General features: G+C 73.6%; 21 protein-coding genes. 9 read left to right on the top strand and 12 right to left on the bottom strand.

The window, feature by feature from the left end:
• Positions 1 to 857 precede the first annotated feature (857 nt).
• On the bottom strand, positions 858 to 2,195 hold the full coding sequence (locus ACFZAU_RS06760) for a hypothetical protein (RefSeq protein ID WP_500551353.1): 1,338 nt from the start codon (positions 2,193 to 2,195) through the stop codon (positions 858 to 860).
• A 324-nt stretch (positions 2,196 to 2,519) separates the two neighbouring features.
• Here ACFZAU_RS06760 and ACFZAU_RS06755 point away from each other — a divergent pair, with 324 nt between their 5' ends.
• The gene (locus ACFZAU_RS06755) at positions 2,520 to 3,968 is read left to right on the top strand and encodes an ABC transporter permease (protein ID WP_500551352.1); all 1,449 of its coding nucleotides are present in this window, start codon (positions 2,520 to 2,522) and stop codon (positions 3,966 to 3,968) included.
• Between the two features lie 99 nt (positions 3,969 to 4,067).
• Complete coding sequence (locus ACFZAU_RS06750; RefSeq protein WP_500459108.1) at positions 4,068 to 4,754, top strand: ABC transporter ATP-binding protein; 687 nt, start codon at positions 4,068 to 4,070, stop codon at positions 4,752 to 4,754.
• A 62-nt stretch (positions 4,755 to 4,816) separates the two neighbouring features.
• Here ACFZAU_RS06750 and ACFZAU_RS06745 read toward each other — a convergent pair whose 3' ends face one another.
• Entirely contained in the window at positions 4,817 to 5,329 is a 513-nt protein-coding gene (locus ACFZAU_RS06745; protein WP_499610105.1) for a hypothetical protein, read from the bottom strand.
• A gap of 335 nt (positions 5,330 to 5,664) precedes the next feature.
• On the opposite strand from ACFZAU_RS06745, the gene ACFZAU_RS06740 reads away from it, so the two are divergent.
• Positions 5,665 to 6,675 (top strand): LacI family DNA-binding transcriptional regulator, encoded by a 1,011-nt coding sequence (locus ACFZAU_RS06740; RefSeq protein ID WP_500459110.1) that lies wholly within the window; start codon positions 5,665 to 5,667, stop codon positions 6,673 to 6,675.
• Positions 6,676 to 6,761: 86 nt separating this feature from the next.
• Here ACFZAU_RS06740 and ACFZAU_RS06735 read toward each other — a convergent pair whose 3' ends face one another.
• From ACFZAU_RS06735 to ACFZAU_RS06725, 3 genes are all read right to left on the bottom strand, one after another.
• A complete protein-coding gene (locus ACFZAU_RS06735; RefSeq protein WP_500551351.1) occupies positions 6,762 to 7,874 on the bottom strand; it encodes a serine hydrolase domain-containing protein in 1,113 nt (370 codons plus the stop codon).
• A 75-nt stretch (positions 7,875 to 7,949) separates the two neighbouring features.
• Positions 7,950 to 8,594, bottom strand: a complete 645-nt coding sequence (msrA, locus tag ACFZAU_RS06730) for a peptide-methionine (S)-S-oxide reductase MsrA (protein WP_500551350.1) — start codon at positions 8,592 to 8,594, stop codon at positions 7,950 to 7,952.
• A complete protein-coding gene (locus tag ACFZAU_RS06725) occupies positions 8,591 to 9,631 on the bottom strand; it encodes a hypothetical protein (protein ID WP_500551349.1) in 1,041 nt (346 codons plus the stop codon). Before ACFZAU_RS06725 ends, msrA begins: the two co-directional genes overlap by 4 nt.
• Before the next feature lie 66 nt (positions 9,632 to 9,697).
• On the opposite strand from ACFZAU_RS06725, the gene ACFZAU_RS06720 reads away from it, so the two are divergent.
• Positions 9,698 to 10,852: a cystathionine gamma-synthase gene (locus tag ACFZAU_RS06720; RefSeq protein WP_499610117.1), complete on the top strand. Its 1,155-nt coding sequence runs from the start codon at positions 9,698 to 9,700 to the stop codon at positions 10,850 to 10,852.
• A 929-nt stretch (positions 10,853 to 11,781) separates the two neighbouring features.
• On the opposite strand, the gene ACFZAU_RS06715 is transcribed toward ACFZAU_RS06720, so the two are convergent.
• From ACFZAU_RS06715 to ACFZAU_RS06705, 3 genes are read right to left on the bottom strand one after another with little or no spacing between them, the layout of a single operon-like run.
• Entirely contained in the window at positions 11,782 to 12,024 is a 243-nt protein-coding gene (locus ACFZAU_RS06715; protein ID WP_499610118.1) for a hypothetical protein, read from the bottom strand.
• The gene (locus ACFZAU_RS06710; protein ID WP_500551348.1) at positions 12,021 to 12,524 is read right to left on the bottom strand and encodes a sigma factor-like helix-turn-helix DNA-binding protein; all 504 of its coding nucleotides are present in this window, start codon (positions 12,522 to 12,524) and stop codon (positions 12,021 to 12,023) included. Before ACFZAU_RS06710 ends, ACFZAU_RS06715 begins: the two co-directional genes overlap by 4 nt.
• A gap of 32 nt (positions 12,525 to 12,556) precedes the next feature.
• Positions 12,557 to 13,051, bottom strand: a complete 495-nt coding sequence (locus tag ACFZAU_RS06705) for a MarR family winged helix-turn-helix transcriptional regulator (RefSeq protein ID WP_089224297.1) — start codon at positions 13,049 to 13,051, stop codon at positions 12,557 to 12,559.
• Between the two features lie 232 nt (positions 13,052 to 13,283).
• On the opposite strand from ACFZAU_RS06705, the gene ilvA reads away from it, so the two are divergent.
• From ilvA to ACFZAU_RS06690, 3 genes are all read left to right on the top strand, one after another.
• Positions 13,284 to 14,444 carry a threonine ammonia-lyase gene (gene ilvA, locus ACFZAU_RS06700; RefSeq protein WP_500459384.1) on the top strand — a complete coding sequence of 387 codons (1,161 nt, stop codon included), beginning with the start codon at positions 13,284 to 13,286 and terminating at the stop codon, positions 14,442 to 14,444.
• Positions 14,445 to 14,652: 208 nt separating this feature from the next.
• Entirely contained in the window at positions 14,653 to 15,615 is a 963-nt protein-coding gene (locus ACFZAU_RS06695) for an ATP-binding cassette domain-containing protein (RefSeq protein ID WP_499610124.1), read from the top strand.
• Positions 15,612 to 16,469 (top strand): ABC transporter permease, encoded by an 858-nt coding sequence (locus ACFZAU_RS06690; protein ID WP_499610127.1) that lies wholly within the window; start codon positions 15,612 to 15,614, stop codon positions 16,467 to 16,469. The genes ACFZAU_RS06695 and ACFZAU_RS06690 overlap by 4 nt, the downstream gene beginning before the upstream one ends.
• A gap of 84 nt (positions 16,470 to 16,553) precedes the next feature.
• Here the strand turns inward: ACFZAU_RS06690 and greA are convergent, their stop codons facing one another.
• Both greA and ACFZAU_RS06680 read right to left on the bottom strand, forming a co-directional pair.
• Positions 16,554 to 17,051: a transcription elongation factor GreA gene (greA, locus tag ACFZAU_RS06685; protein WP_500459117.1), complete on the bottom strand. Its 498-nt coding sequence runs from the start codon at positions 17,049 to 17,051 to the stop codon at positions 16,554 to 16,556.
• 179 nt (positions 17,052 to 17,230) lie between these two features.
• Positions 17,231 to 17,641: a DUF4307 domain-containing protein gene (locus ACFZAU_RS06680; RefSeq protein WP_499610251.1), complete on the bottom strand. Its 411-nt coding sequence runs from the start codon at positions 17,639 to 17,641 to the stop codon at positions 17,231 to 17,233.
• A 107-nt stretch (positions 17,642 to 17,748) separates the two neighbouring features.
• On the opposite strand from ACFZAU_RS06680, the gene mca reads away from it, so the two are divergent.
• Positions 17,749 to 18,621 carry a mycothiol conjugate amidase Mca gene (mca, locus tag ACFZAU_RS06675; protein WP_500459118.1) on the top strand — a complete coding sequence of 291 codons (873 nt, stop codon included), beginning with the start codon at positions 17,749 to 17,751 and terminating at the stop codon, positions 18,619 to 18,621.
• Between the two features lie 4 nt (positions 18,622 to 18,625).
• Positions 18,626 to 18,871 (top strand): hypothetical protein, encoded by a 246-nt coding sequence (locus ACFZAU_RS06670; RefSeq protein WP_500459119.1) that lies wholly within the window; start codon positions 18,626 to 18,628, stop codon positions 18,869 to 18,871.
• Positions 18,872 to 18,918: 47 nt separating this feature from the next.
• Here ACFZAU_RS06670 and ACFZAU_RS06665 read toward each other — a convergent pair whose 3' ends face one another.
• Together ACFZAU_RS06665 and ACFZAU_RS06660 are read right to left on the bottom strand one after the other, a co-directional pair.
• A complete protein-coding gene (locus tag ACFZAU_RS06665; protein WP_500459120.1) occupies positions 18,919 to 19,230 on the bottom strand; it encodes a hypothetical protein in 312 nt (103 codons plus the stop codon).
• Between the two features lie 82 nt (positions 19,231 to 19,312).
• The gene (locus ACFZAU_RS06660; RefSeq protein WP_500551347.1) at positions 19,313 to 22,471 is read right to left on the bottom strand and encodes a tetratricopeptide repeat protein; all 3,159 of its coding nucleotides are present in this window, start codon (positions 22,469 to 22,471) and stop codon (positions 19,313 to 19,315) included.
• Between the last annotated feature and the right edge of the window lie 223 nt (positions 22,472 to 22,694).

Genomic DNA, 22,694 nt, shown 5'->3' with positions numbered 1-22,694 from the left:
GGCAAGGGGGTTTGTGGCCGGGGGTTTTGGTTGCGGCCGGTTGTTGGGTGCGGCGCCGCTGTGGTTTCTGTTGGGGGCTTTTGCCCGCCCTCCCTCCCGATTGCCCGGCGCGATTGGTGCGGGTCTCGCACGTCGTTGTGGGGTCGGGGCCGCGCCGGCGCACTCCCCCAGCCTTCGGCCGGGGGGACCCCCAGAACGCTCGCGGTTTGGCCCTACGTCCTTGGGCACCGCACTTAACCGCTCGTCTCCCCCAGCCTTCGGCCAGGGGGAGCACCCCGACACACCCCCTCCCGTCGTATGGGCGCACAACGGCCGGCGGGGGTCAGATAGGCGTGCGGGGGTACCCGGAACCGCCCTCTGCCCCCCACAGCCCCGCGGCTCAAGCCCACATCATTCGGTACCGGGTCCGCCGCCCGTTTCCCCCGGCCCTCGGCCAGGGGGAGCACCCCGCCCACGCCCCAGCCCCTTTGCGCGGGCGCAGGGTGTCCCGTTGGGGGTGCGTAGAACAGGTGCGGTGCCCCCGGGCCGCCTTGCGCCCCCCACCGGCCGTTGGTCGCCGTCGATACGGAGGGGGTGGGGTCGGAGGGGTGGGCGTTCTGGACGCTGACGTGTATTTGATGTGCGGCACAGACGGCACCGACAAGTGCTGCCCGCCATGCACATAAATATGCGGTACAGAATGCCCACCCCGGAGGCCCCGCCCCCGGCCCACCAACCCACAGCGCGCAGCCCCGCACCAACCATGCCGGGCAATCGGGCGGGAGGGCGGGGGAGAAACCCAACAGCAACCACAACGGACCCGCACACGACGACCGGCCACAACCATGGACCCCGGGCACACAAAGCCGCCGGGTGGCTCAGGCCGCCTGACCGTCCACGACGCCCTTGGCGAAGTCCGCGCGCAGCCGCGCGAGTTCGCCGTCCGGCACCGCCCGCGCCCAGGCGTCGGGGAGCCCCCGCACGGTGTGGTCCTTGGTGGTCGCGGCGCTGTAGGTGGCCGTGCAGGTGAGCGACACGGTGCCGGAGGGCTGCATCTTCTTCTGGAAGGTGCAGGTCTTCACCTTGCGGCCGTCGAGGGTGATGTCGATGCTGATCTCCGCGTAGACGGGGTCGTCGGAGGCATCCTCGGCGCCCAGGTCGTCGTACACGGAGTTCTGCAGGGTGAAGCGGGCCGTGCAACTGCTGTTGCCGCAGGGGGTGAAGCGGGCCTTCCCCGTGGTGCTGAAGCTGACCGCGGGGTCGACGGCGGACTTCAGGGCGGCGAGGTCACGGTCGTAGGCGGTCGTGAAGGTCTGGCGGTCGGCGCCGCCGAGCGCGCTCACCGTGGTGTCCAGCCCGTCGGGCAGGGGCAGCGGTCCCGAGGCGGCGGGGGAGTCGCCGGCGGCGAGCCGCAGCAGCGTGCGGGGGACGGATTCGCTGATCCAGAAGCGGCCGCCGGTCGTGGTCAGCACCTTGACGGGCCGTCCGGCGACCGTGGAGGAGGAGATGGCGTCGGGGCGCCCGCGATCGGCGGCGTCACGGAGCAGGGCGGCGACGTTGGAGGGGTCCAGAGGGGTCGTCAGGTCGTCTATCTCGGGCAGGTCGGCGGAGGAGTCCATCCAGCGGCCGTCGATCCGGTCGAGGAGGTCGCCCGCGTAACCGCGGTCCTTCCAGTACGCCTTGCCGGCCTTGGTCAGGCGGTGGTCGTCGGTGGTGAGCAACCGCACGGTCGAGCCCTGGTCCTGCAGCGAGCCGCGGCCCCAGCCGCCCGGGGTGGTCTGCAGGTCGAACGGGGTGCTCGCCCCGCTGTCGAGGGCGAAGTCGCCCCGGTAGGAGACGACTTCGGCCTCCCCGATGGTGTCCGCGGCCTCGCGCAGCATGCGGCCGGCCTCCGCGGCCGGATCCCTGGGCGCGGTCGCCGAGGGGGACCTCCCGTCGCCGGAGCCGTCACCGCTCCAGGGCGCCCAGATGAGGAGGCCGGCCACCAGGGCCGCGGTGGCGAGCCCGGCCACGGCCAGCAGCGGGCCGCGCCGGCGGGGCGGCGGCGGGTAGCCGGGGTGCGGCGGGTACCAGGGCGCCTGCTGATGGGCCTGCGGCTGCGGCGGGTACGGCGGCGCCGGCGGGGGCGGCGGTCCGAAGCCGCCGCCTCCCGTGCCGCCTCCGGTTCCGTGGGCGGGACCCCAACCGCCGCCGCCCCACGGTGTTCCGTCCGTCATATCCGCTTCTCCCCACTTCGTGCGGCCACTCGTGCCCCCACCGGCGTCCCCGTCAGGACGTCCCGCCGGGCGCCGACCCTCTCATCCGGCCCGCGTCCCCGCCCCGTCCTTCCGCGAATCCGCCGCGGGCCGGGCCCCGCGGGTGCACGGCGGGTCCAGGGCAAGGTACTGCAGCGGTCGCGCGGCCCCGGCGGAGGGGTTTCTCATGCCGCTCTCATCGGCCGCTCAGGCTCTCATCACGGCTGGTTCCTACGGTCGCGGCAGCGGAGCGTGAGGCACTGCCCTCCCCCCGCTTCCCGTTCTCCCGACCCGGCGAGGAATCGCATGTTCTTCACGTACCTCCGGCGCGAACTCCGACGCCGCAGAAAGGCGGCGCTCGTCATCGCGATGGGCCTCGCACTGGGCATCGCCCTGGTGATCACCGTCAACTCGGTGTCGGCCGGCATGCAGCAGGCCCAGGGCAAGGTGCTGGAGTCGCTGTACGGCCTGGGCACCGACATGACCGTCACCAAGGCCGCCGACCCCGACTCCTCCTCCTCGGAACGCCCGCGCTTCCGGTTCGACGCGCGCGGCGACGACAAGGAGCAGAGCAGCGACCGCGTCATGGTCCAGGGCTTCCAGTCGCTGAAGTCCTCGGTCGTCGACCAGGTCGCCGGGCAGAGCGGGGTCGAGCAGGCGGTCGGCGGGCTGAGCCTGGTCGTCATCAAGGTCGACGGCCAGTTCCAGCGCGGCGAGTTCCAGCAGGCGCCGGGCGGCGGCAACCGGCAGCGGGGCCAGGGTGGCGACGGGCAGCCGCAGGGCGAGGTGCGCGGCGGCGGCGCCGACTTCGCCATCAACAACTTCACCGTCTACGGCACGGACGTCGCCCACCTCGGCCTCGGCCCGCTGACCTCGTCGAAGATCACCTCGGGGAAGACCTTCACCGCCGCGCAGGCCGACGCCAAGGTGGCCGTGCTCGACAGCGCCTATGCGAAGCAGAAGAAGCTGACGGTGGGCAAGACGCTCACCATCTCCGGCACCGCGTTCGAGGTCATCGGCATCGCGACCGCCGACAGCGGCTCCTCCTCCGCCAACGTCTACATCCCGCTGAAGCAGGCGCAGACGCTCGCGGACGCCAAGGACAAGGTCACCACGGTCTACGTCCAGGCCAGTGACTCCAAGAAGATCGACTCCGTCAAGTCCGCGATCCAGAAGAACGTCTCCGGCACGACGGTGACCACCTCCTCCGACCTGGCCTCCACGGTCTCCGGTTCGCTGTCCACCGCCTCGGACCTGGCGACCAACGTGGGCAAGTGGCTGTCGATCGCGGTGCTCGTCGCGGCCTTCCTCGTCGCGGGACTGCTGACCTCCTCCGCGGTCAGCCGCCGGGTGCGCGAGTTCGGCACCCTCAAGGCGCTGGGCTGGAAGAGCGGCCGGGTGACCCGGCAGGTCATGGGCGAGGCGATCGTCAACGGCCTCATCGGCGGCGCCCTCGGCATCGCCCTGGGCCTCGGCTGCGCCTACCTCATCACCGCGATCAGCCCCACCCTGGAGGCCACCGTGGGCGGGAGCGGGAGCGGCGGCGGTGGCGGGGGCGGCGGCTTCGGGCCGGGCGGCCCGGCCCGGCGCGCCGCGGCCGACGCCCTGCACATCACCCTCCAGGCGCCGGTGGAGGTCGACACCATCGTGCTCGCGGTGGTCCTGGCGGTCGCCGGCGGTCTGGTCGCCGGGACCTTCGGCGGCTGGCGGGCCTCGCGGCTGCGCCCGGCGGACGCCCTGCGCCGCGTCGAGTAGCCCGCGCCCGTCCCCGAGACCGGGGGCCGCGTTCCGCACCCCTCCCCCCGGCGCCGCGCGGCCCCCGCCCTTCCCCTTCAGGACCTCAGGAGTCACCTCATGTACAAGCTGAGCGGCGTGACCAAGCGCTACTCGCGCGGCAAGGACGTCGTGGACGCGCTGCGCGGCGTCGACCTCGTGATCGAGGACGGCGACCAGCTCGTCGTCCAGGGCCCCACCGGCGGCGGCAAGTCGACGCTGCTGCAGATGCTCGGGGGCCTCGACCGCCCGAGCGAGGGCTCGGTGGAACTGGACGGCGTCGACCTGGCCCGGCTGGGCGAGTCCCGGCTGACCAAGGTCAGGTCGCAGAGCATCGGCATCATCTTCCAGAGCTTCAACCTGATCCCCACCCTGACCGCGCAGGAGAACGTCGAGACCGCCCTCGTCCCGCTGGGCGTCAAGGCCGCCGAACGCCGTGCCCGTGCCGCCGAGGCCCTCGCCTCCGTCGGCCTCGGCGACCGGCTGCACCACCTGCCCGGGGAACTGTCGGGCGGTCAGCAGCAGCGCGTGGCGATCGCCCGGGCGCTGGTGAAGCGCCCCAAGGTGCTGCTCGCGGACGAGCCCACGGGTGCCCTCGACGAGGGCACCCGCGACGAGATCCTCGCGCTGCTGGAGGGGCTGTGGAAGGAGTACGGACTGACCTTCGTCATGGTCACCCACGACTCCGCCATCGCCCGGCGCGCCACGAGGGTCGCCACCATCAAGAAGGGCCGGATCACCGTCACCGAGCGGACCCCCGCGGCCTGAACCGCCCTACCCCGTCCCCGGCTCACGGCCCCCGGCGCGCGTCGCCGGGGGCCGTGCGGCGTTCAGTCCGTGACGCCCAGGTCCTCGCGCATCAGGCGCTGCATCGTCCGCAGCAGGGGTTCGGCGTCCTTCAGGGCCTCCAGCGCGGTCCGCGCGCTCTCGCCGTCCGCGCCGAGGCCCCGGTCGAGGCGCTTGGCCGCGGCGTCCGCCGCCGCCAGGACGCGGTTGACCTCCCGTGAGGCCGCCAGGACGCGTTCCGGGACGATCATCTGCGCCTCGGCGTACCGGTCCCGGTGGTCGCGCCGGGACTCCTCGACCGCGTCCCGCTCCTCGGCGGAGTAGACCCCGTCCCTGATCCGGTGCAGGGCGTCCTTGAGCAGCGTGTGGAATTGCCGTGAGGCCCGGTTCATCGCGGTGTACGCCGCCCGCCGCTCCTCGAAGCGGCGCAGGCGCTCCGTCTCGGCGGCCTCCGCCCGGCGCCGCCGGTCGTCGGCGCGCTGGGCGAGCACGGGCGCGAACAGGGTGCCCAGCACCCCGACGACCCCGGTGACCATCGCGCCGAGCGTGGCGTTCACGGTGTGCCTCCCGTCCCGCCCGGCGGGACGGCGCCGGCGGTCGGTGTCGCCGCGCGCGTGTTCTTCCGACGTCGGTGCAACGTGTCCCCCTCGTGTCCGGTCGGCCCGCGCGGGAGCGCCGGTCCCCGGGCGTGTACGCGCGTCGCACGGCCCCCCGCCTCGCAGGCGCAGTATGGACCGCCCGCCGCGGGCGGCTCAAGCGTCACTCCGTGCGCAGGGTTCCTGGTCGGCGTGAGGTTGTCGAAGCGCTTCGACACATGTCTGGACAGGGGTATCGGGTCCCCGGTAGCCTCATTGTCGAAGCGCTTCGACAGTCGTGGGGGATGGGGATCCGGATGGTCACACTCGCCGAGGTAGCCCGCCATGCCGGGGTCTCCGCCAGCACCGTCTCGTACGTCCTCAGCGGCAAGCGGTCGATCTCCGAGAGCACGCGCCGGCGGGTCGAACGGAGCATCCAGGAACTCGGCTACCACCCGCACGCCGGTGCGCGGGCGTTGGCCAGCAGCCGCTCCAACATCATCGCCCTCATGGTGCCGCTCCGTACAGACATGTACGTCCCCGTCATGATGGAGATCGCGATGGCGGTCGCCACGACGGCCCGCCGGCACGGCCACGACGTCCTCCTGCTCACCGGCGAGGAGGGCCCCACCGCGGTCCGCCGGGTCGCGGCCAGCGGACTCGCCGACGCGATGATCCTCATGGACGTCGAGCTGGAGGACGAGCGCATCCCGCTGCTGCGCGCCGGCGACCGGCCCGCCGTGCTCGTCGGACTGCCCGCCGACACCGCCGGACTCACCTGCGTCGACCTCGACTTCGCCGCCACCGGCGCCCTCTGCGCGGACCACCTCGCCGACCTCGGCCACCGCTCCGTCGCCGTCGTCGGGGAGGCCGCCGCGGTCTACCGGCGCCACACCGGCTTCGCCGAGCGCACCCTCCAGGGCCTGCGCTCCCGCGCCGCCGCCCGCGGACTGAGGGTCATCCACCGCCCCTGCGAGGGCAGTTACGAGTCCACCGCCGGGACCCTCTCCCGCATCTTCGAGGAACGGCCGGACACCACCGCGCTCGTCGTCCAGAACGAGTCCGCCATCGGCCCCCTGCTCGGGCTCCTGCGGCAGCAGGGCCGCGCCGTGCCCGAGGACGTCTCCGTCGTCGCCGTCTGCCCCGAGCAGGTGGCCACCGACGCCGCCCCCCAGCTCACCTCGGTGGCCATACCCGCGCAGCAGATGGGCCGGCACGCCGTCGAACTCGTCATCGCCAAGCTGGGCGGCAGCCCCACGGAGGAGGTCCGCCTCCTCGGCCCCGAACTCACCGTCCGCGCGAGCAGCGGCCCGGCGCCGACCGCCTGACGGCGGCGGCGGCGGGCCGCCCAAGCGGCGCTCCGGACAAGGGACTTCGTCCCCCGGCGGACGGCCGCCGTGCCACGCGCGAAGCGTCAGCCCTTGCCGGCCCGCAGGCCCGTGAGGCCGTCGTAGGCGGCCATCACGAGTTCCAGGCCCCGGTTGTCCTGCGCGGGCTCGCGCATCTGGTTGGTCACGTACGCCACCGTCATGCGGGCACCGGGGTCGACCATGACGATCGAGCCGCCCCAGCCGCCCCAGCCGAAGGAGTCGCCGAACAGCCCGTAGCCCAGACCCCAGCGCAGTGGCATGCCCAGGACGCGGTCGTCACCGCTGAACTGCTCCTCCCGCGCACGGTCGCAGCCCGCCCGCGACAGCAGCCGCACCCCGCGCACCGCACCGCCGCAGGCCGGCACGGACTGCACGAGGGCGACCGAGCGGGCGTTGCCGAAACCGCTCGCCGCGGGGATCTGCGCGCGGCGCCAGGCCACGCTGTTGCCGTCGCGGAGCCGGATGGCGGTGCCGGAGGCGGGGGAGGCGGCGTCGCGCGCGCTCGCCGTGTAGTCCTCGTCGCGGGAGGGCGGCGGGACGGCGAGCGCCACCCGGTGGTCGTGCTCGGCGGGCAGCCCGATATGGAAGTCGGCGCCCAGCGGCCCGGCCACCTCCCGCGCGAAGAACTCACCCACGCTGAGGCCGGTGACGCGCCGCACGACCTCGCCCACGAGATGGCCCTGGGTGAGCGAGTGGTACCCGGCCGCGGTCCCCGGCTCCCACTGCGGGGCCAGCGCGGCCAGCCGCGCGGTGGCGGCCGGCCAGTCGTAGAGCTCCTCGACCGGCCCGTCCCAGTCGGGCAGTCCCGCGGTGTGCGCGAGCACGTGCCGCACCAGCACCTTCTCCTTGCCCGCCGCGGCGAACTCCGGCCAGTAGCGGGCGACCGGCGCGTCCGGGTCGAGGTCGCCACGGTCCGCCAGGACCAGGGCGCACAGCGCGGTCATCGTCTTGGTGACGGACCAGACGCCGGTGACCGTGTCCCGCTGCCACGGGACCGTCCGGGCCGCGTCGGCGAACCCGCCCCACACGTCCACCACGGGCTCGCCGTCCACGAAGACCGCGACCGAGCCCCCCGCGTCCCCCTCGTCCAGCAGTCCGGCCAGCGCGCCCGGCACCGCGGTGAACAGGTCGTCGTACGTGCCCTGGATATCGGCCATGCGCCGTATTAGCGCGCATCGGCCGGCCGGGGGCAATCGAATTTCCCGCTCCGGGCCGGGACCCGCCCGGAGGGCTCAGCCGCCGGCCGACGCGATGCCGACCGGGCAGGCCACGCCCGTGCCCTCGATGCCGCAGTAGCCGCCGGGGTTCTTGTCCAGGTACTGCTGGTGGTAGGCCTCGGCCGGATGGAAGGGGCCCGCGGGGACGACCGCCGTGGTGATGGTGCCGTGCCCCCTGGCGCGCAGGGCGGCCTGGTAGGCGTCGCGGGAGGCGAGGGCGGTGGCGAGCTGGCCCGGGGAGTGGGTGTACACCGCGGAGCGGTACTGGGTGCCGACGTCGTTGCCCTGGCGGTGGCCCTGGGTGGGGTCGTGGGCCTCCCAGAACACCTTCAGCAGTTCCGCGTACGTGATCAGCGCCGGGTCGAAGACGACGCGCACCACCTCGGCGTGGCCGGTGAGGCCGCTGCAGACCTCCTCGTACGTCGGGTTCTCCGTGTACCCGCCCGCGTAGCCGACGAGCGTCGTCCACACGCCGGGCGTCCGCCAGAAGACGCGCTCGGCGCCCCAGAAGCAGCCCAGCGCGAAGTCGGCGACCTCCAGGTCGGCGGGGTAGGGGCCGGTGAGGGGACGGCCGAGCACGGTGTGCCCGACGGGCACCGTGTACAGGGGCGCGGGCCGGCCCGGTATCGCCTCCTCCGGGGTGGGCAGGCGCGGCGTCAACGGGCGCGCCCGCGCACGGAGTTCCACTCCAGCCCCGCGAGCGCCTGCGCCCGGTGGGCGGCGTACGACGCGGCCGGGTCGGCGTCGTGGGCCCAGGGGACCGCGCCCGCGTAGCCGTCCACGGCGCGGAACTGCTCGACCGCCTCCGGGTAGCGCTCCGCGCGCAGCAGGAAGGCCGCCAGCAGGTGCCGCACCACGGGCAGCACCGGGTCGGAGGGGGAGGCGTGCTCGGTGGCGTAGAGGGCGCCGCCGATGGCCCGCGAGACGACCTCGCTCTCGTAGAAGCCGCGCACGAGGATGACCTCCGGCAGGTGCGCGAAGACCTCGAAGAGCGGCAGCGCCGGCAGCAGGCTGCCCTCGGGCGCGGAGGAGGCGGCCCGCTCGGCGAAGTCGCGCGCGGCGTCCTCCGGGAGGCGGGCGAGGGCGGCCAGGTGGGCGCCCATGTGGTGCGGGGCGCGGGAGACGACCTTCTCCCAGGCGGCGGCGAAGTCCGCGCCGGCCGCGAGCGCCACGACGTACGGCACGGGGTCGCCCGGCGCGAGCAGCGCGGCCTGCTCGGCGACCGTACGGGCCTCCTCCAGGATCATCGGCACGTCCGGGGAGCCGGCCGGCTCCCGCCGGGCCCGCTGCACCAGGAACGCCGCGTGGACGGCCGCGCCGCCCGCGTCCTTGGCGTCCTCGACCCGCCAGGTGCGCAGCCATGCCGCGCCCGTGCCGGGGGACTGCGCCAGCTCGACCGCCGCGGCCCCCGCCAGCGTCTGCACCCGCTGCCAGCGCAGCTCGCCCTCGGCCGGGGTGCCCTTGAGGAGCGCGGCGACCGCGCGCCAGTCCTGGGTGCGCTGGGTCGCGGTCAGCGCCTGCGTCAGCTCGTCGTCCGGACCCGGCAGCCGGATGTCGATGTCCTCCCGGGGCACGAAGCCGTACCGGACGGGATCGACCGCGGCGACGGCCCGCACACCGCGGTTGCGCAGCATGCGGGGCACCAGCACGATCGCGGAGAACAGCAGTACGCCGTACAGCACCCACAGGAATTCCATGATGACCAAGCCTACGCGGGCCCGGGCGGCACGTCCCTGGCCGCGGCTCGCACTACGCTCGGCGGTATGAGCGAGCAGCAGCACCAGAACTTCGAGACCCTCGCGATCCACGCGGGTCAGCCGGCCGACGCCGCGACCGGGGCCGTGGTCACGCCGATCTACCAGGTCTCCACGTACAAGCAGGACGGGGTGGGCGGCCTGCGCGGCGGCTACGAGTACAGCCGCTCCGCCAACCCCACCCGCACCGCGCTGGAGGAGAACCTCGCGGCGCTCGAGGGCGGCCGCCGCGGCCTGGCGTTCGCGTCCGGCCTGGCCGCCGAGGACTGCCTGCTGCGTACGGTCCTCAAGCCCGGCGACCACGTCGTCATCCCCAACGACGCGTACGGCGGCACCTTCCGGCTCTTCGCGAAGGTCGTCGAGCGGTGGGGCGTGCAGTGGTCGGTCGCCGACACCTCCGACCCGTCGGCGGTCCGTGCCGCGCTGCGGCCCGAGACGAAGCTGATCTGGGTCGAGACCCCCAGCAACCCCCTGCTCGGGATCACCGACATCGCCGCCCTCGCGGACGTCGCGCGCGGCGCGGACGCCCGGCTCGTCGTCGACAACACCTTCGCCAGCCCCTACCTGCAGCAGCCGCTGGCGCTCGGCGCCGACGTCGTGGTGCACTCCACCACCAAGTACATGGGCGGCCACTCCGACGTGGTCGGCGGCGCACTGGTCGCGGCCGACGCGGGACTCGGCGAGGAACTGGCCTACCACCAGAACGCGATGGGCGCGGTCGCCGGCCCCTTCGACGCGTGGCTGGTGATGCGGGGCATCAAGACGCTCGCGGTCCGCATGGACCGGCACAGCGAGAACGCCGCCCGCGTCGCGGAGTTGCTCTCGCTGCACCCCAAGGTGACCCAGGTTTACTACCCGGGGCTGCCCGAGCACGCCGGGCACGACGTCGCGGCCAAGCAGATGAAGCGGTTCGGCGGCATGGTCTCCTTCCGCGTCGCGGGCGGCGAGGAGGCGGCGGTCGAGGTCTGCAACCGGGCGCGGCTGTTCACGCTGGGGGAGTCCCTCGGCGGCGTCGAGTCCCTCATCGAGCACCCGGGCCGCATGACGCACGCCTCCGTCGTGGGGTCCGCACTCGAGGTGCCGGCGGATCTGGTGCGGCTGTCCGTGGGCATCGAGTCCGTCGACGACCTCCTCGAGGACCTTCGGCAGGCCCTCAGCGCGTAGCGCTGCGCTGTGCCGCACCGGTGTCGCGGGGGGTGCCCCCCGCAGCCCCGTTGTTGTGTGCGGGTTGTTTGCGCCTGCGGCGGGCTGCCTCCCGCCCTCCCGCCCGATTGCCCGGCACGGTTGGTGCGGGTCTCGCACGTCGTTGTGGGGTCGGCGCCGCGCCGGCGCACGTCCTCAACGCTCGCGGTTTACCCCCACATCATTCGGCACCGCGTCCGCCGCTCGTCGTTTCCGGGCGCACCCCGACACACCCCCTCCCGTCGTATGGGCGCACAACGGCCGGTGGGGGGTCAGAAGGCAGTCCGGGGTGCCCCGAACCGCGCGCTTGCCCCACGGCCCCACGGGTTCAGCCCGCATCATTCGGCACCGGGTTCGCCGCTCAACTCTCCCTAGCCTTCGACTAGGGGGAGTACTCCCGCCACACTCCCACCGGCCGCTGTGTGCTCACGACGGCCGGTGGGGGGTGTTGAGGCGGTCTGGGGCGCTGCCCATGTCTGCTACCGAGCCCCGTCCCGCCCCTGGGCGGCGCCCTCATCGTCTGTGCGCAGGGTGTCCAGTTCGGGGTGTGTTGGACAGGTGCGGTGTCCCCGGGCTGCCTTGTGACCCCCGACCGGCCGTTGGTCGCGGAACCGGCGGAGGGGGTGGGGTCGTAGGGGTGGGCGTTCTGGACGCTGACGTGTATTTGATGTGCGGCAGCGACGGCACCGACGAGTGGTGCCCGTCATGCACATAAATATGCGGTACAGAATGCCCACCCCGGAGGCCCCGCCCCCGGCCCACCCATGCACAGTGCGCAGGCCCGCACCAATCGCGCCGGGCAATCGGGAGGGCGGGTGGGGGAGAAACCCAACAGAAACCACAACGGCGCCGCATACAACCAAACGGGCCGCAAGGGGCACCGCCGACGACCAGGTGGCCCGGCGCAGCCGTCACCACTGGCCCGGCGTCGTCTCCAGCGGATCCCCCGCCGGCCACCACAACACCGCGAGGACGACCGCGACGACGACCCCCACGACGAGCAGCGTCCACAGCACGGCGTGCACCACGCGGCGCCGGGCCAGGACGCGGCGGCCGCGCTCGGCGGCGCGCGGGGCGAGGTCCAGGGGGACCGCGGGGTGCGGCCCGTCGAGCAGCCGGCGGACCTCGTCCTCCTTGCGGTCGTACGGGCTCACGATGCGGCCCCCCTGGCCCCCGCCTGCGCCCCCGCCTGCGCCTGCGCCTGCTGCTCCCGGCGGCCCCTGCCGCCCCCCACGGGCCGGCTGCGCAGCGCCGCCGTGGCGCGCAGGGTGACCGCCCGTACGCGTTCCGAGGGCATGCCGAGCTGCGCGGCCGCCTGTTCCTCGGCGATGCCCTCGTACAGCCGCAGCACGATCACCAGTCGCTCCCGCACGCCGAGCGTGCCGAGCACACCGCCGCGGGGGCGCCGCCAGCGGGGCCGGTGGGCGAAGCGGCGGACGAGTTCGGCGCGGGTGAAGGCGTACGGGTCCTCCCCCCGCATCCGGAACCAGTCCGCGTAGGTGCGCGACAGGGCGGCGCACAGCAGCTCGGTCCCCTCCGCCCGGTCCCCCGTGAGCAGGACGGCGACGTGCAGCAGCCGCCCTGCCGCGCCCGCCGCGAAGGCCTCGAACTCGGCCTCGCGCAGGCGCTCCGCTGCCTCCCGGCGCTCTCCCACAGCGACATGGGACGGCAGACGGCGACCTCAGGTCAAGAGTTCTGCTCGTCTCCCTGTGTGACGGACGAGTGGTACTGCGCCAGCGCGGAGTTGAACCGGCCCAGGAGGTCGGTGAAGGACTCGCGCTCCTCGGGCGTCCAGTCCTCGGTCACGACCTCCATGAGCCGCTGCCGCGAGCTGCGGACCTCCTCCAGGCGTGAACGCCCGCGCGGGGAGAGCGCGAGCACGACCGCCCGCCCGTCCTCGGGGTGGGAGGTGCGCTTGACCAGTCCGCTGTCGACGAGCGGGGCGACCTGCCGCGTGACGGTGGAGGAGTCGATGCCCATGCCCTCCGCGAGCGCCTTGACGCCCATCGGGCCCTCGTTGTCCAGGCGGTGGAGCAGCAGGTACGCGGCCCGGTCCATGGAGTTGCGGGCCTTGCCGACGCCACCGAGGCGCGTCTGTTCCGCGCGGCGGGCGAAGAGCGCCACCTCGTGCTGCAGGCGCTCCAGGAGGTCGGTCGTGATCTCCGAGGGGGGAATGGGCATGGCCGGAAGCTCGCGTTCTGTCGGTCCTGCGAAGGTTGGGAGAAGAGTACGCGGAGAGCGTCACCCCGGGACCCCGCCGCGGAAAACTGCTCGGTCCGTCCGGGCGGCCGCCCCTGCTGCAAGACTGGGGACCATGGAAAGCCCCGCACGTCAGGCCCGTCGTACGATCCGCGCGACGGTGGCCGCGCGGCCGTGTCCGGTCACCATCGACGATGTGCGCGGCGCGCACAAGATGCTGTCCGGTGTGGCCCGCGTGACACCGATGGAAGGAAGCCGTCACCTGTCCCGTCTGGTGGCCGCCCCGGTGCACCTGAAGTGCGAGAACCTGCAGCGCACGGGCTCGTTCAAGGTGCGTGGCGCCTATGTGCGGATCGCGGGGCTGCGGCAGGAGGAGCGCGCGGCGGGCGTGGTGGCGGCGAGCGCCGGCAACCACGCGCAGGGCGTGGCGCTGGCCGCGTCGCTGCTCGGGGTGCGCTCCACCGTCTTCATGCCGTCCGGCGCCCCGCTGCCGAAGGTCGCGGCGACCCGTGAGTACGGGGCGGAGGTGCGCTTGCACGGGCAGGTCTTCGACGAGACGCTGCGCGCCGCCCAGGAGTACGCGGAGGCGACGGGCGCGGTCTTCATCCACCCCTTCGACCACCCGGACATCGTGGCCGGTCAGGGCTCGGTGGGGCTGGAGATCCTGGACCAGTGCCCGGAGGTGCGCACGATCGTCGTGGGGATGGGCGGGGGCGGGCTCGCGGCCGGCGTCGCGGTGGCGGTGAAGTCGATGCGTCCGGAGGTGCGGATCGTCGGGGTGCAGGCGGCGGGCGCGGCCGCGTACCCGCCGTCGCTGGCGGCGGGGCGGCCGGTGGCGCTGGACTCGGTGGCCACCATGGCCGACGGGATCAAGGTGGGCTGCCCGGGGGAGGTGCCGTTCGCCATCGTCCGCGACCTGGTGGACGAGGTGCGCACGGTCACCGAGGACGAGCTGTCCAGCGCGCTGCTGCTGTGCCTGGAGCGGGCGAAGCTGGTGGTGGAGCCGGCCGGGGCGAGCCCGGTGGCGGCCCTGCTGTCGCGGCCGGACTCCTTCGACGGGCCGGTGGTCGCGGTGCTGTCCGGCGGCAACGTCGACCCGCTCCTGATGGAGCGCACCCTGCGGCACGGCATGGCGGCCGCCGGGCGCTACATGTCCTTCCGGCTGCGGCTGACGGACCGGCCGGGGGCGCTGGCGGCGCTGCTGGAGATCCTTTCCGGGAGTGACGCAAACGTGCTGGACATCGCGCACGTCCGCACGGATCCTCGGTTGGGGCTGAGCGAGGCCGAGGTCGAGCTGCACCTGGAGACCCGCGGCCCCGAGCACCGGGCCGCCGTGGCGGAGGCGCTGCGGACGGCGGGGTACGTGCTGCTCTGAGGCCGTTCGGTCCGGATTGTCAGTGGCGTGCGGCATGGTGGAGCCGGGTGTCGTGGACGCGGGACGGCGTGTGCGGGCGGAGCGAGAGTAATCCGCTTGACGCGATATATCGCGTCTGGGATGCTCGCGACACATCGTGGTGCGCTGCCGCACGGCCGCGCGCCCACAACAGTCCCCATGCACCCCAGCCCCGAATCGGAGACATCGCATGCCAGGCGCCATCCATGCCGAAGGTCTGGTGAAGACCTTCGGTGACGTACGGGCACTGGACGGAGTGGACCTCGACGTCCCTGAGGGGACCGTCCTGGGCCTCCTCGGCCCCAACGGGGCCGGGAAGACGACCGCCGTGCGCGTCCTGACCACCCTGCTGCAGCCGGACAGCGGCAAGGCGGTCGTGGCCGGCATAGACGTGCTGAAGCACCCCAACGAGGTGCGCCGGCAGATCGGTCTGTCCGGCCAGTTCGCCGCGGTCGACGAGTACCTCACCGGCCGCGAGAACCTGCAGATGGTCGGCCAGCTCTACCAGATGAGCGCCCGGGACGCGAAGGCCCGCGCGACGGAACTGCTCGAGCGCTTCAACCTCGCCGAGGCAGCCGACCGCACGGCCAAGACCTACTCCGGCGGCATGCGGCGCCGGCTGGACCTGGCGGCCGCGCTGGTCGTCAGGCCGCCGGTGATGTTCATGGACGAGCCGACCACCGGCCTCGACCCCCGCAACCGCCTCGCGCTGTGGGAGGTCATCCAGGACCTGGTCGCCGGCGGCACCACGCTGCTGCTCACCACGCAGTACCTGGAGGAGGCCGACCACCTCGCCCACGACATCTGCGTGATCGACCACGGCAAGGTCATCGCCCGCGGCACCTCCGACGAGCTCAAGGCCCGGACGGGCGGCGAGCGCGTCGAGGTCGTCGTCCACGACCGCGAGCACCTGGCGACCGCCACCGAGCTGCTGAACGGCTTCGGCAAGGGCGAGACGACCGTGGACGGCCACACCCGGCGGATCACCGTCCCGGTCTCGGGCGGCGCCAAGCTGCTCGCCGAGGTCATCCGCGAGCTCGACACCCGTGGCATCGAGATCGACGACATCGGTCTGCGCCGGCCCACGCTCGACGACGTGTTCATGTCCCTCACCGGCCACGCCGCCGAGGAGAAGGAAGAGGAGTCCCAGTGACCACGGTGACCGACGCGGTCCCCACCAGCGCGCCGCGCACCTCCAACCCGATCGTGCAGTCCGTCCGCGACTCGCTGGTCGTCGCCCGGCGGAACCTGATCCGCATGCTGCGCATCCCCGAGGTCGTGATCTTCGGCCTCGTGCAGCCGATCATGTTCGTGGTGCTGTTCAGCTACGTCTTCGGCGGCTCCATGAACGTCGGCGGCTCCACCAGCCCCGCGCTCTACCGCGAGTTCCTGATGGCGGGCATCTTCGCCCAGACCGTGACCTTCGCCACCGCCGGCGCCGGCGCCGGCATCGCGGACGACATGCACAAGGGCCTCATCGACCGCTTCCGCTCGCTGCCCATGGCCCGCGGCGCGGTGCTCACCGGCCGCACCCTGGCGGACCTGGTGCAGACGGCTCTCACCGTCGTGGTCCTCGCGATCGTCGCCGTGCTCGTCGGCTGGCGCGTCCACGAGGGCCTGCCCAAGGCACTGGCCGCGTTCGGCCTGCTGCTCCTGCTGGGCTACGCGTTCTCCTGGATCGGCGCCCTGATCGGCCTTTCCGTCCGTACCCCGGAGGCGGCCACCTCCGGCGGCCTGATCTGGCTGTTCCCGCTGACGTTCATCTCGAACGCCTTCGTGGACTCCAACCAGATGACCCCCTGGCTGCGGCACATCGCCGAGTGGAACCCGTTCAGCTCCACCGTGCTGGCCTGCCGGGAGCTGTTCGGCAACCTCCCGCCCGGCTACCAGACGCCGGACGTCTGGCCGATGCAGCACCCGGCGCTGGCCTCGGTGCTGTGGTCGATCGTCATCATCCTGGTCTTCCGCACCCTCGCGGTGCGCAAGTACCGTTCGGCGACCGCCTGAGCCCGGCCCGCGGGCGCACGCCCGCGGCACGCGACGAGCCCCCGGCCTTCCCGGCCGGGGGCTCGTCCGCGTTCCGGTGCGGCCTCAGCCGCTGTGCGGCTTGGCGTCGAGGATCTTCACCGAGGCCTTCTTGCCGTTCGGGAGCTCGTACGTCGCGTCCTCGCCGATCTTCTTGCCGTTCACGCCCGAGCCCAGGGGCGACTGCGGGGAGTAGGTCTCCAGCTCGGAGGAGACGTACTCACGCGAGCCGAGCAGGAACGTCAGGGTGTCGTCCGGGTCGCCGTCGAAGGCGATCGTGACGACCATGCCGGGCGCGACCACGCCGTTGTCCGCCGGGGCCTCGCCCACCTTGGCGTGCTGCAGGAGCTGCGTCAGCTGGCGGATCCGGAGCTCCAGCTTGCCCTGGTCCTCGCGTGCCGCGTGGTAGCCGGCGTTCTCCTTGAGATCGCCCTCCTGGCGGGCTTCCTCGATCTTGGCGACGATCTCGGCGCGTGCGGGACCCGACAGGTGCTCCAGCTCGGCCTTGAGCTGGTCGTACGCCTCCTGGGTCAGCCAGGTGACGTTCTCGCTGGTCTGGGTCACAGGTGCTCCTCGTCGTACTCGAACTCGCTTGCTTACAAATGAACGCCCTACCCAAAAAGATGCGTCTTCGCGGGAGGGCGAAACCACGAGCGTAACAATTCCCCCCCACAATCGGCGAGAGGAATGCCATCAAGAAGCCATCGGCCCAGCTCACGGGGCGAATGGCCGGGCAGGTCGGATCAGGCGGCGCCTTGGCAGCCGACCAGTTCCGCGGAAGTCCCGCGACTCGTGGTGCGAATGGTGACGACGGTGTCGATGCGACTGGTGTGCTGATTGAGGCGAACGTCCTTGCGGCCCACCTCGCCGTGGTCCTCGGCGAGCGAGCGCAGGGTGCACACCGCGGTGACGCCGGTGTCCTTGCGCACCTCGATGTGGACCTGGACCGCCTGGTCGGAGACGACCTGGAACTTGATCACCTCGGCGCTGACCTCGGTGCCGGTGAGCTTGTCCCAGCCGATCCAGCCGACGAACAGCAGCAGGACGACGCCGAGCACCGAGCCGACCAGCCGCAGCCTGCGGTCCGCGCGCGCGTCGGCGCCGGCACCCCGCCCGTACCGTCCCTCGGGCAGCCCGTCGCGCTCCGCGCTCATCATCCAGTCCTCCCGGGGCCCGGGGAATCCCGCCTTGGAATCAAACAGCCCCTCGCTTCGGTCACTATAGAAGCCGCTACTTACGACCCATGACTGAGGATCCGACCTTGACCGAGCAGCTGCGACTGATGGCCGTGCACGCACACCCCGACGACGAGTCCAGCAAGGGCGCGGCCACCATGGCCCGGTACGTCTCCGAGGGCGTCGACGTCCTGGTCGCCACCTGCACCGGTGGCGAGCGCGGTTCCGTGCTCAACCCCAAACTGCAGGGCGACACCTACATCGAGGAGCACATCCACGAGGTCCGCGCCAAGGAGATGGACGAGGCGCGCGAGATCCTCGGCGTCCGGCAGTCCTGGCTCGGCTACGTCGACTCCGGACTTCCCGAGGGCGACCCGCTGCCCCCGCTGCCCGAGGGCTGCTTCGCCCTCCAGGACGTCGACGAGGCCGCGGGCACCCTGGTGAAGCTCATCCGCGAGTTCCGTCCGCACGTGATCACCACGTACGACGAGAACGGCGGCTACCCGCACCCCGACCACATCATGACCCACAAGATCTCGATGGTCGCCTTCGACGCCGCCGGCGACCCGGAGCGCTACCCCGAGGCCGGCGAGCCGTGGACGCCGCTGAAGCTCTACTACAACCAGGGCTTCAACCGGCAGCGCACGGTCGCCCTGCACGAGGCGCTGCTCGCCCGCGGGCTGGAGTCCCCGTACGGCGAGTGGCTGGAGCGCTGGCAGACCGCCGACCGGCCGGAGCGCAACATCACCACGAACGTGCCGTGCGCGGACTTCTTCGAGATCCGGGACAAGGCGCTGCTCGCGCACGCCACCCAGATCGACCCCGACGGCGCCTGGTTCCACGTCCCGATGGAGCTCCAGAAGGAGGTCTGGCCCACCGAGGACTACGAGCTCGCGCAGTCCCGGGTGGACACCTCCCTCCCCGAGGACGACCTCTTCGCGGGCATCCGGGAGAATTGAGCGCGTGAACGCGACTCTCGGCACGGCCGCAGCCCAGCTCGTCCCCCTCGCCGTCAAGGACCTGGACCAGAACAAGGTGACGCCGGGCCTGCTCGGCTTCGTCATCTTCGCCCTCATCGGCCTGTCCCTGTGGTGGCTGATGAAGAACATGAACAAGCAGTTCAAGAAGATCGACTTCGAGGAGCAGCCGACGGAGCCGGCCAAGGCCGCCTCCGTCGCCGGCCCCGAGGGACCGGGCCGCACGGGCTGAGGCACGCCGGACCCCCTCCCGCGCGGGAGGGGGGACCGCGGCCGTGCTCACTGCGGCGCGGCGACCGTGACCCGCGTGAAGAGCAGCGGGACACCCTCGTCGTCGGAGCGCGTGTACGAGGTCCGCACCGCGACCACCCGCACGTCGTGGTCGTGCACGGCGACGTGCCCGCCGACGGGCGGTACGGGGAGCGTGCCGCTGGAGACGATCACGGCGAGGGCGTCGTCGACGCCGGCCGGCGCCTCCCACGCGAAGGTGATCGTGTGCCGTACCGGGCTCTCGTGGTAGATGCTGGCCTCGCGCGGCAGCGCCTGCTCCCGGTCGCGGATGGGCTGGAGCGCAGCGGGCAGCCGGTCCATGGTTCGTCCTCTCGCGGTCGGTCCCCGTCGCGATTGTCGCCCGCGGGACGCCGTGGCGCGGGTGACACGCTGGGCCGGGGCCTCAGCCCTCCACCGCCCGGTCCACCGGCACGGCCATCACCATGCGGGCACCCCGCGAGGGCACCATGCCCAGCCGCCACGCCTCCCACGGTGTGCCCGGCTCCACTCCGCGCTCCAGCAGCAGGGCGTAGGCCTCCGCGTACTCCTGCAGATCCAGGTCACGGCCCTCGTGCGTGTCGTCGCCCAGCCGGGCGAGCCGTTCACGGGCCTCGGCGGCGCCCTCGCGGGAGAGCAGCGGCAGCAGCGTGCACTGCAGGAAGCGCGCCCACGCCAGGCCGCGCCGGTCGTCCATGCCGGCGAAGAGCCGCTCCGCCTCCCGCACCAGTTCCAGCGCCGCCGGGACCCGGCCGTTGCCGGCGTCGATGACGGCGAGCTCCACACAGGACCAGCCCTCGCCGTGCGGCACCCCGACGCGGTGGAAGTCGGCGCGGGCGTCCTGCAGGAGCTGGCGGGCGAAGCCGCTGTTGCGCAGGTTGCCGGTGAGCGCCGCCCGCTGGTCGCGGGTGACCCGGGCCGAGTGGTGGCGGGCGCAGGCCAGTCCGTAGACGTCGCGCATCCGGCTGAACATCGTGCGGGAGCGCTCCAGGGCCCGCAGGGCCGCGTCCAGCTCGCCACCCTCCTCCAGCGCCTGGCCGAGGTAGTACAGCGACCAGGCCTCGCCCCGGGCGTCCTCGTTGGCGCGGTGGCGGGTCAGGGCGTCGCGCAGCAGGTGCTGGGCGGCGCCGGCGTCCCCGCGCAGCAGCCGGGCGCGGCCGAGCTGGGTGCCGGTCCAGGCCTCGCCGCGGGGGTCGCGGGTCGCCGCGTAGCACTCGCCCGCGGTGCGCAGCTCCGTCTCGCCGCGCTCGGCGTCGCCGAGCCGCAGCAGCAGCTGGCCCAGCTGCAGGTGCGCCCAGGCCTCGCCGTGCACGCTCTCGCTCTCCCGGTGCAGGGCCAGCGACTCGGTCAGCAGCCCGTGCGCCTCCGCCAGCCGGCCGGCGTCGCGCAGCACCGCGGCCAGCGCGTGCTGCGTCCAGGCCCGGTCGGCCCGCAGCTCGTCGCCGGACTGCAGCTCCAGGGCCTCCCGCAGCTTGGCCTCCGCCTCCCGCAGGCCGCCCTGCTGGTGCAGCGTGATGCCGAGGCTGCACAGGGCCCGGGCGGCGCCCGCCGGGTGCTGCGCCTCGAAGTACAGGTCGACCACCGAGGACAGGGTGGAGCGGGCCTTGTCCAGCTCGCCCAGCTGCCGTGCGGCGATGCCGGTGCGCCACTGCACCGAGCGGACCAGCACCGACTGGTCGGCCTCCCGCTGGTGCGCCTGGGCCAGCTCACTGATCTCGCCCAGCCGGTACAGGTCGCCGCGGAGCAGGCAGTAGTCGCACAGCGCGCCGAGCAGGTGCTGCACGACCCGCTGGTCGACGCCCTCGGAGTGCCGCAGCGCCGCGGTGATGAAGCTCGACTCCTCGTCCAGCCAGCGCAGCGCCTGGTCCAGCGAGGGGAAGCCCTGCGGCCCGAAGCGGTCGGCACGGGTCGAGGTCCGGCCGTCGACGAGCCGGATGACCGCGTCCGCCAGTTCGGCGTAGCTGCGGATCAGCCGCTCCTGGGCGGCCGTCCGCTCGCCCGGGTCCTCCTCGTCCAGCAGGCGGGCGTGCGCGAAGCGCCGTACGAGGTCGTGCAGCCGGTAGCGGCTGCCGCGCACGTGCTCGATGAGCCCGGCCGAGGCCAGCTCGCCCAGCCGCCGGGCGGCCTCCTGCTCCTCCGCACCCAGCAGGGCCGCGGCGGCCGCCGCGCCGAGGCTGGTCCGCCCGGCGAGCGCCAGCCGGCGCAGCAGCCGGCGGGCCGGTTCCGGCTGGTCGTGGTAGCGCAGTGCCAGCGCCCGGTCGACGGGGCCCACCGGCCCGTACGCCGCCAGATCGGCCGCCAGCCGCTCCGCGCCCCGGTCCGGCAGCGAACTGCCCGCGATGCGCAGCGCGAGCGGCAGCCCGCCGCACAGCCGCCGTACGGCGTCGGCGGCGGCGCCGTCCGCCGCCGTGCGGACCGTGGTCACGAGCCCGGCCAGCAGCTCCCGCGACGCCTCCGCGCCGAGCGGGTCGACCGGCAGCGCGTACACCCGGGCCGCCGGCACGTCGAGGGCGAGCGGTTCCGCCGAGGTCACCAGTACGAGGCTGTCGGAGCGTTCCGGGACCAGGGCGCGGACCTGCTCGGGCCCGGCGGCGTCGTCCAGGACGATGACGACGGGCACGTCGGTGAGGTGCTTCTGGTACTGGTCGGCCAGGCGCCGCAGATGCTGCTCCTGCGAGGTGCGCTCGCGGAACAGGAGCTGTTCGCGGGGTGCGCCGAGCCGGTTGAGCAGGTGCAGCAGCGCGTCCCGTACGGGCAGCGGGCGCTCCCCGGGCGCGGCGCCGCGCAGGTCGACGACGCAGGCGCCGCGGAACTGGTCCTTGAGCTGCTGCGCGGCGCGCACCGCGAGCGTGGTGCGGCCCGAACCCGCCTGCCCGTGCAGGACGACCACGACGGGCTCCGAGGCGGGGGAGACCCGCGCCTGGTGCACCCACTGGGCGATCTGCCGCAGCGGGTCCCGGCGCCCGGCGAACGGCCCGTCGGTGGCCGGCAGCTGGGCGAAGGACTGCTCCAGGACGCTGCGTCCGCGCGCCGCGGCGCTGCGGTCGGTGCGGCGCTGCGCCGGCACCTTGGCGGGGGCCGTCGCCGCGCGCCGGCGTTCCAGGAACGGCCGTACACCGCGCTGCTCCACGGCCTCCAGCCAGGCGCGGCGCAGGTCCTGCGGCCGGGTGCCGCCGCCACCGGTCGTCAGCGCGGCCGTCACCGCCGCCCCGGCGAGCGCCACCACGCCGCCCACGCCCAGCGCGGTGGACGTCGGCGTGCCCCAGCCGAGGTCCGCCACGCACGCCGCGACGGCGGCGACCGCGGTCACCAGCGCCGGGGTGACCAGCGAGGACCGGCGTCCGGCGCGTTCCGCGGCCAGCGCGGCGGTGTACGCGGCGTACTCGGCGGACGCCTCGGCCGCGATCTCGTCGACCGCGGCCCGTGCCTGCCGGAGCGCCTCCGCGTCCTCGCCGGAGCGGTCCCGCCCGCGCCCGGCGACGGCCTGTTCCAGCAGCCGTACCACCTCGGCCCGGTCGGACGTGCTCAGTTGCGTGCCCCGTCGCGGCGTCTGCTTCGTCACCAATGGCCCCCTCGGTAGCCGCCCGCCCCCAAGTGTCCTGCCGAACGCGCCACATCGCGACACCGCGTACGCGGGCGGGGGCGCCCGTCCGTGCCGGGGAGGTGCCGGGGAGGTGCCGGGGGCGTGCCCGGCACGGGGCTTCCTCCCCGGTCGTGGTTCGGGCCTCTTTGCGGCTCATGTCCCCTGGCGCAAAGGTGACTTGTCCTCTGACCGACAGGTGGAAGTG

This window comes from Streptomyces sp. NPDC008238 (genome assembly GCF_042956445.1).
GTDB lineage: Bacteria > Actinomycetota > Actinomycetes > Streptomycetales > Streptomycetaceae > Actinacidiphila.
Note: the sequence above shows the minus strand (reverse complement) of the source record. Positions and strands in the feature narration are given on the sequence as shown.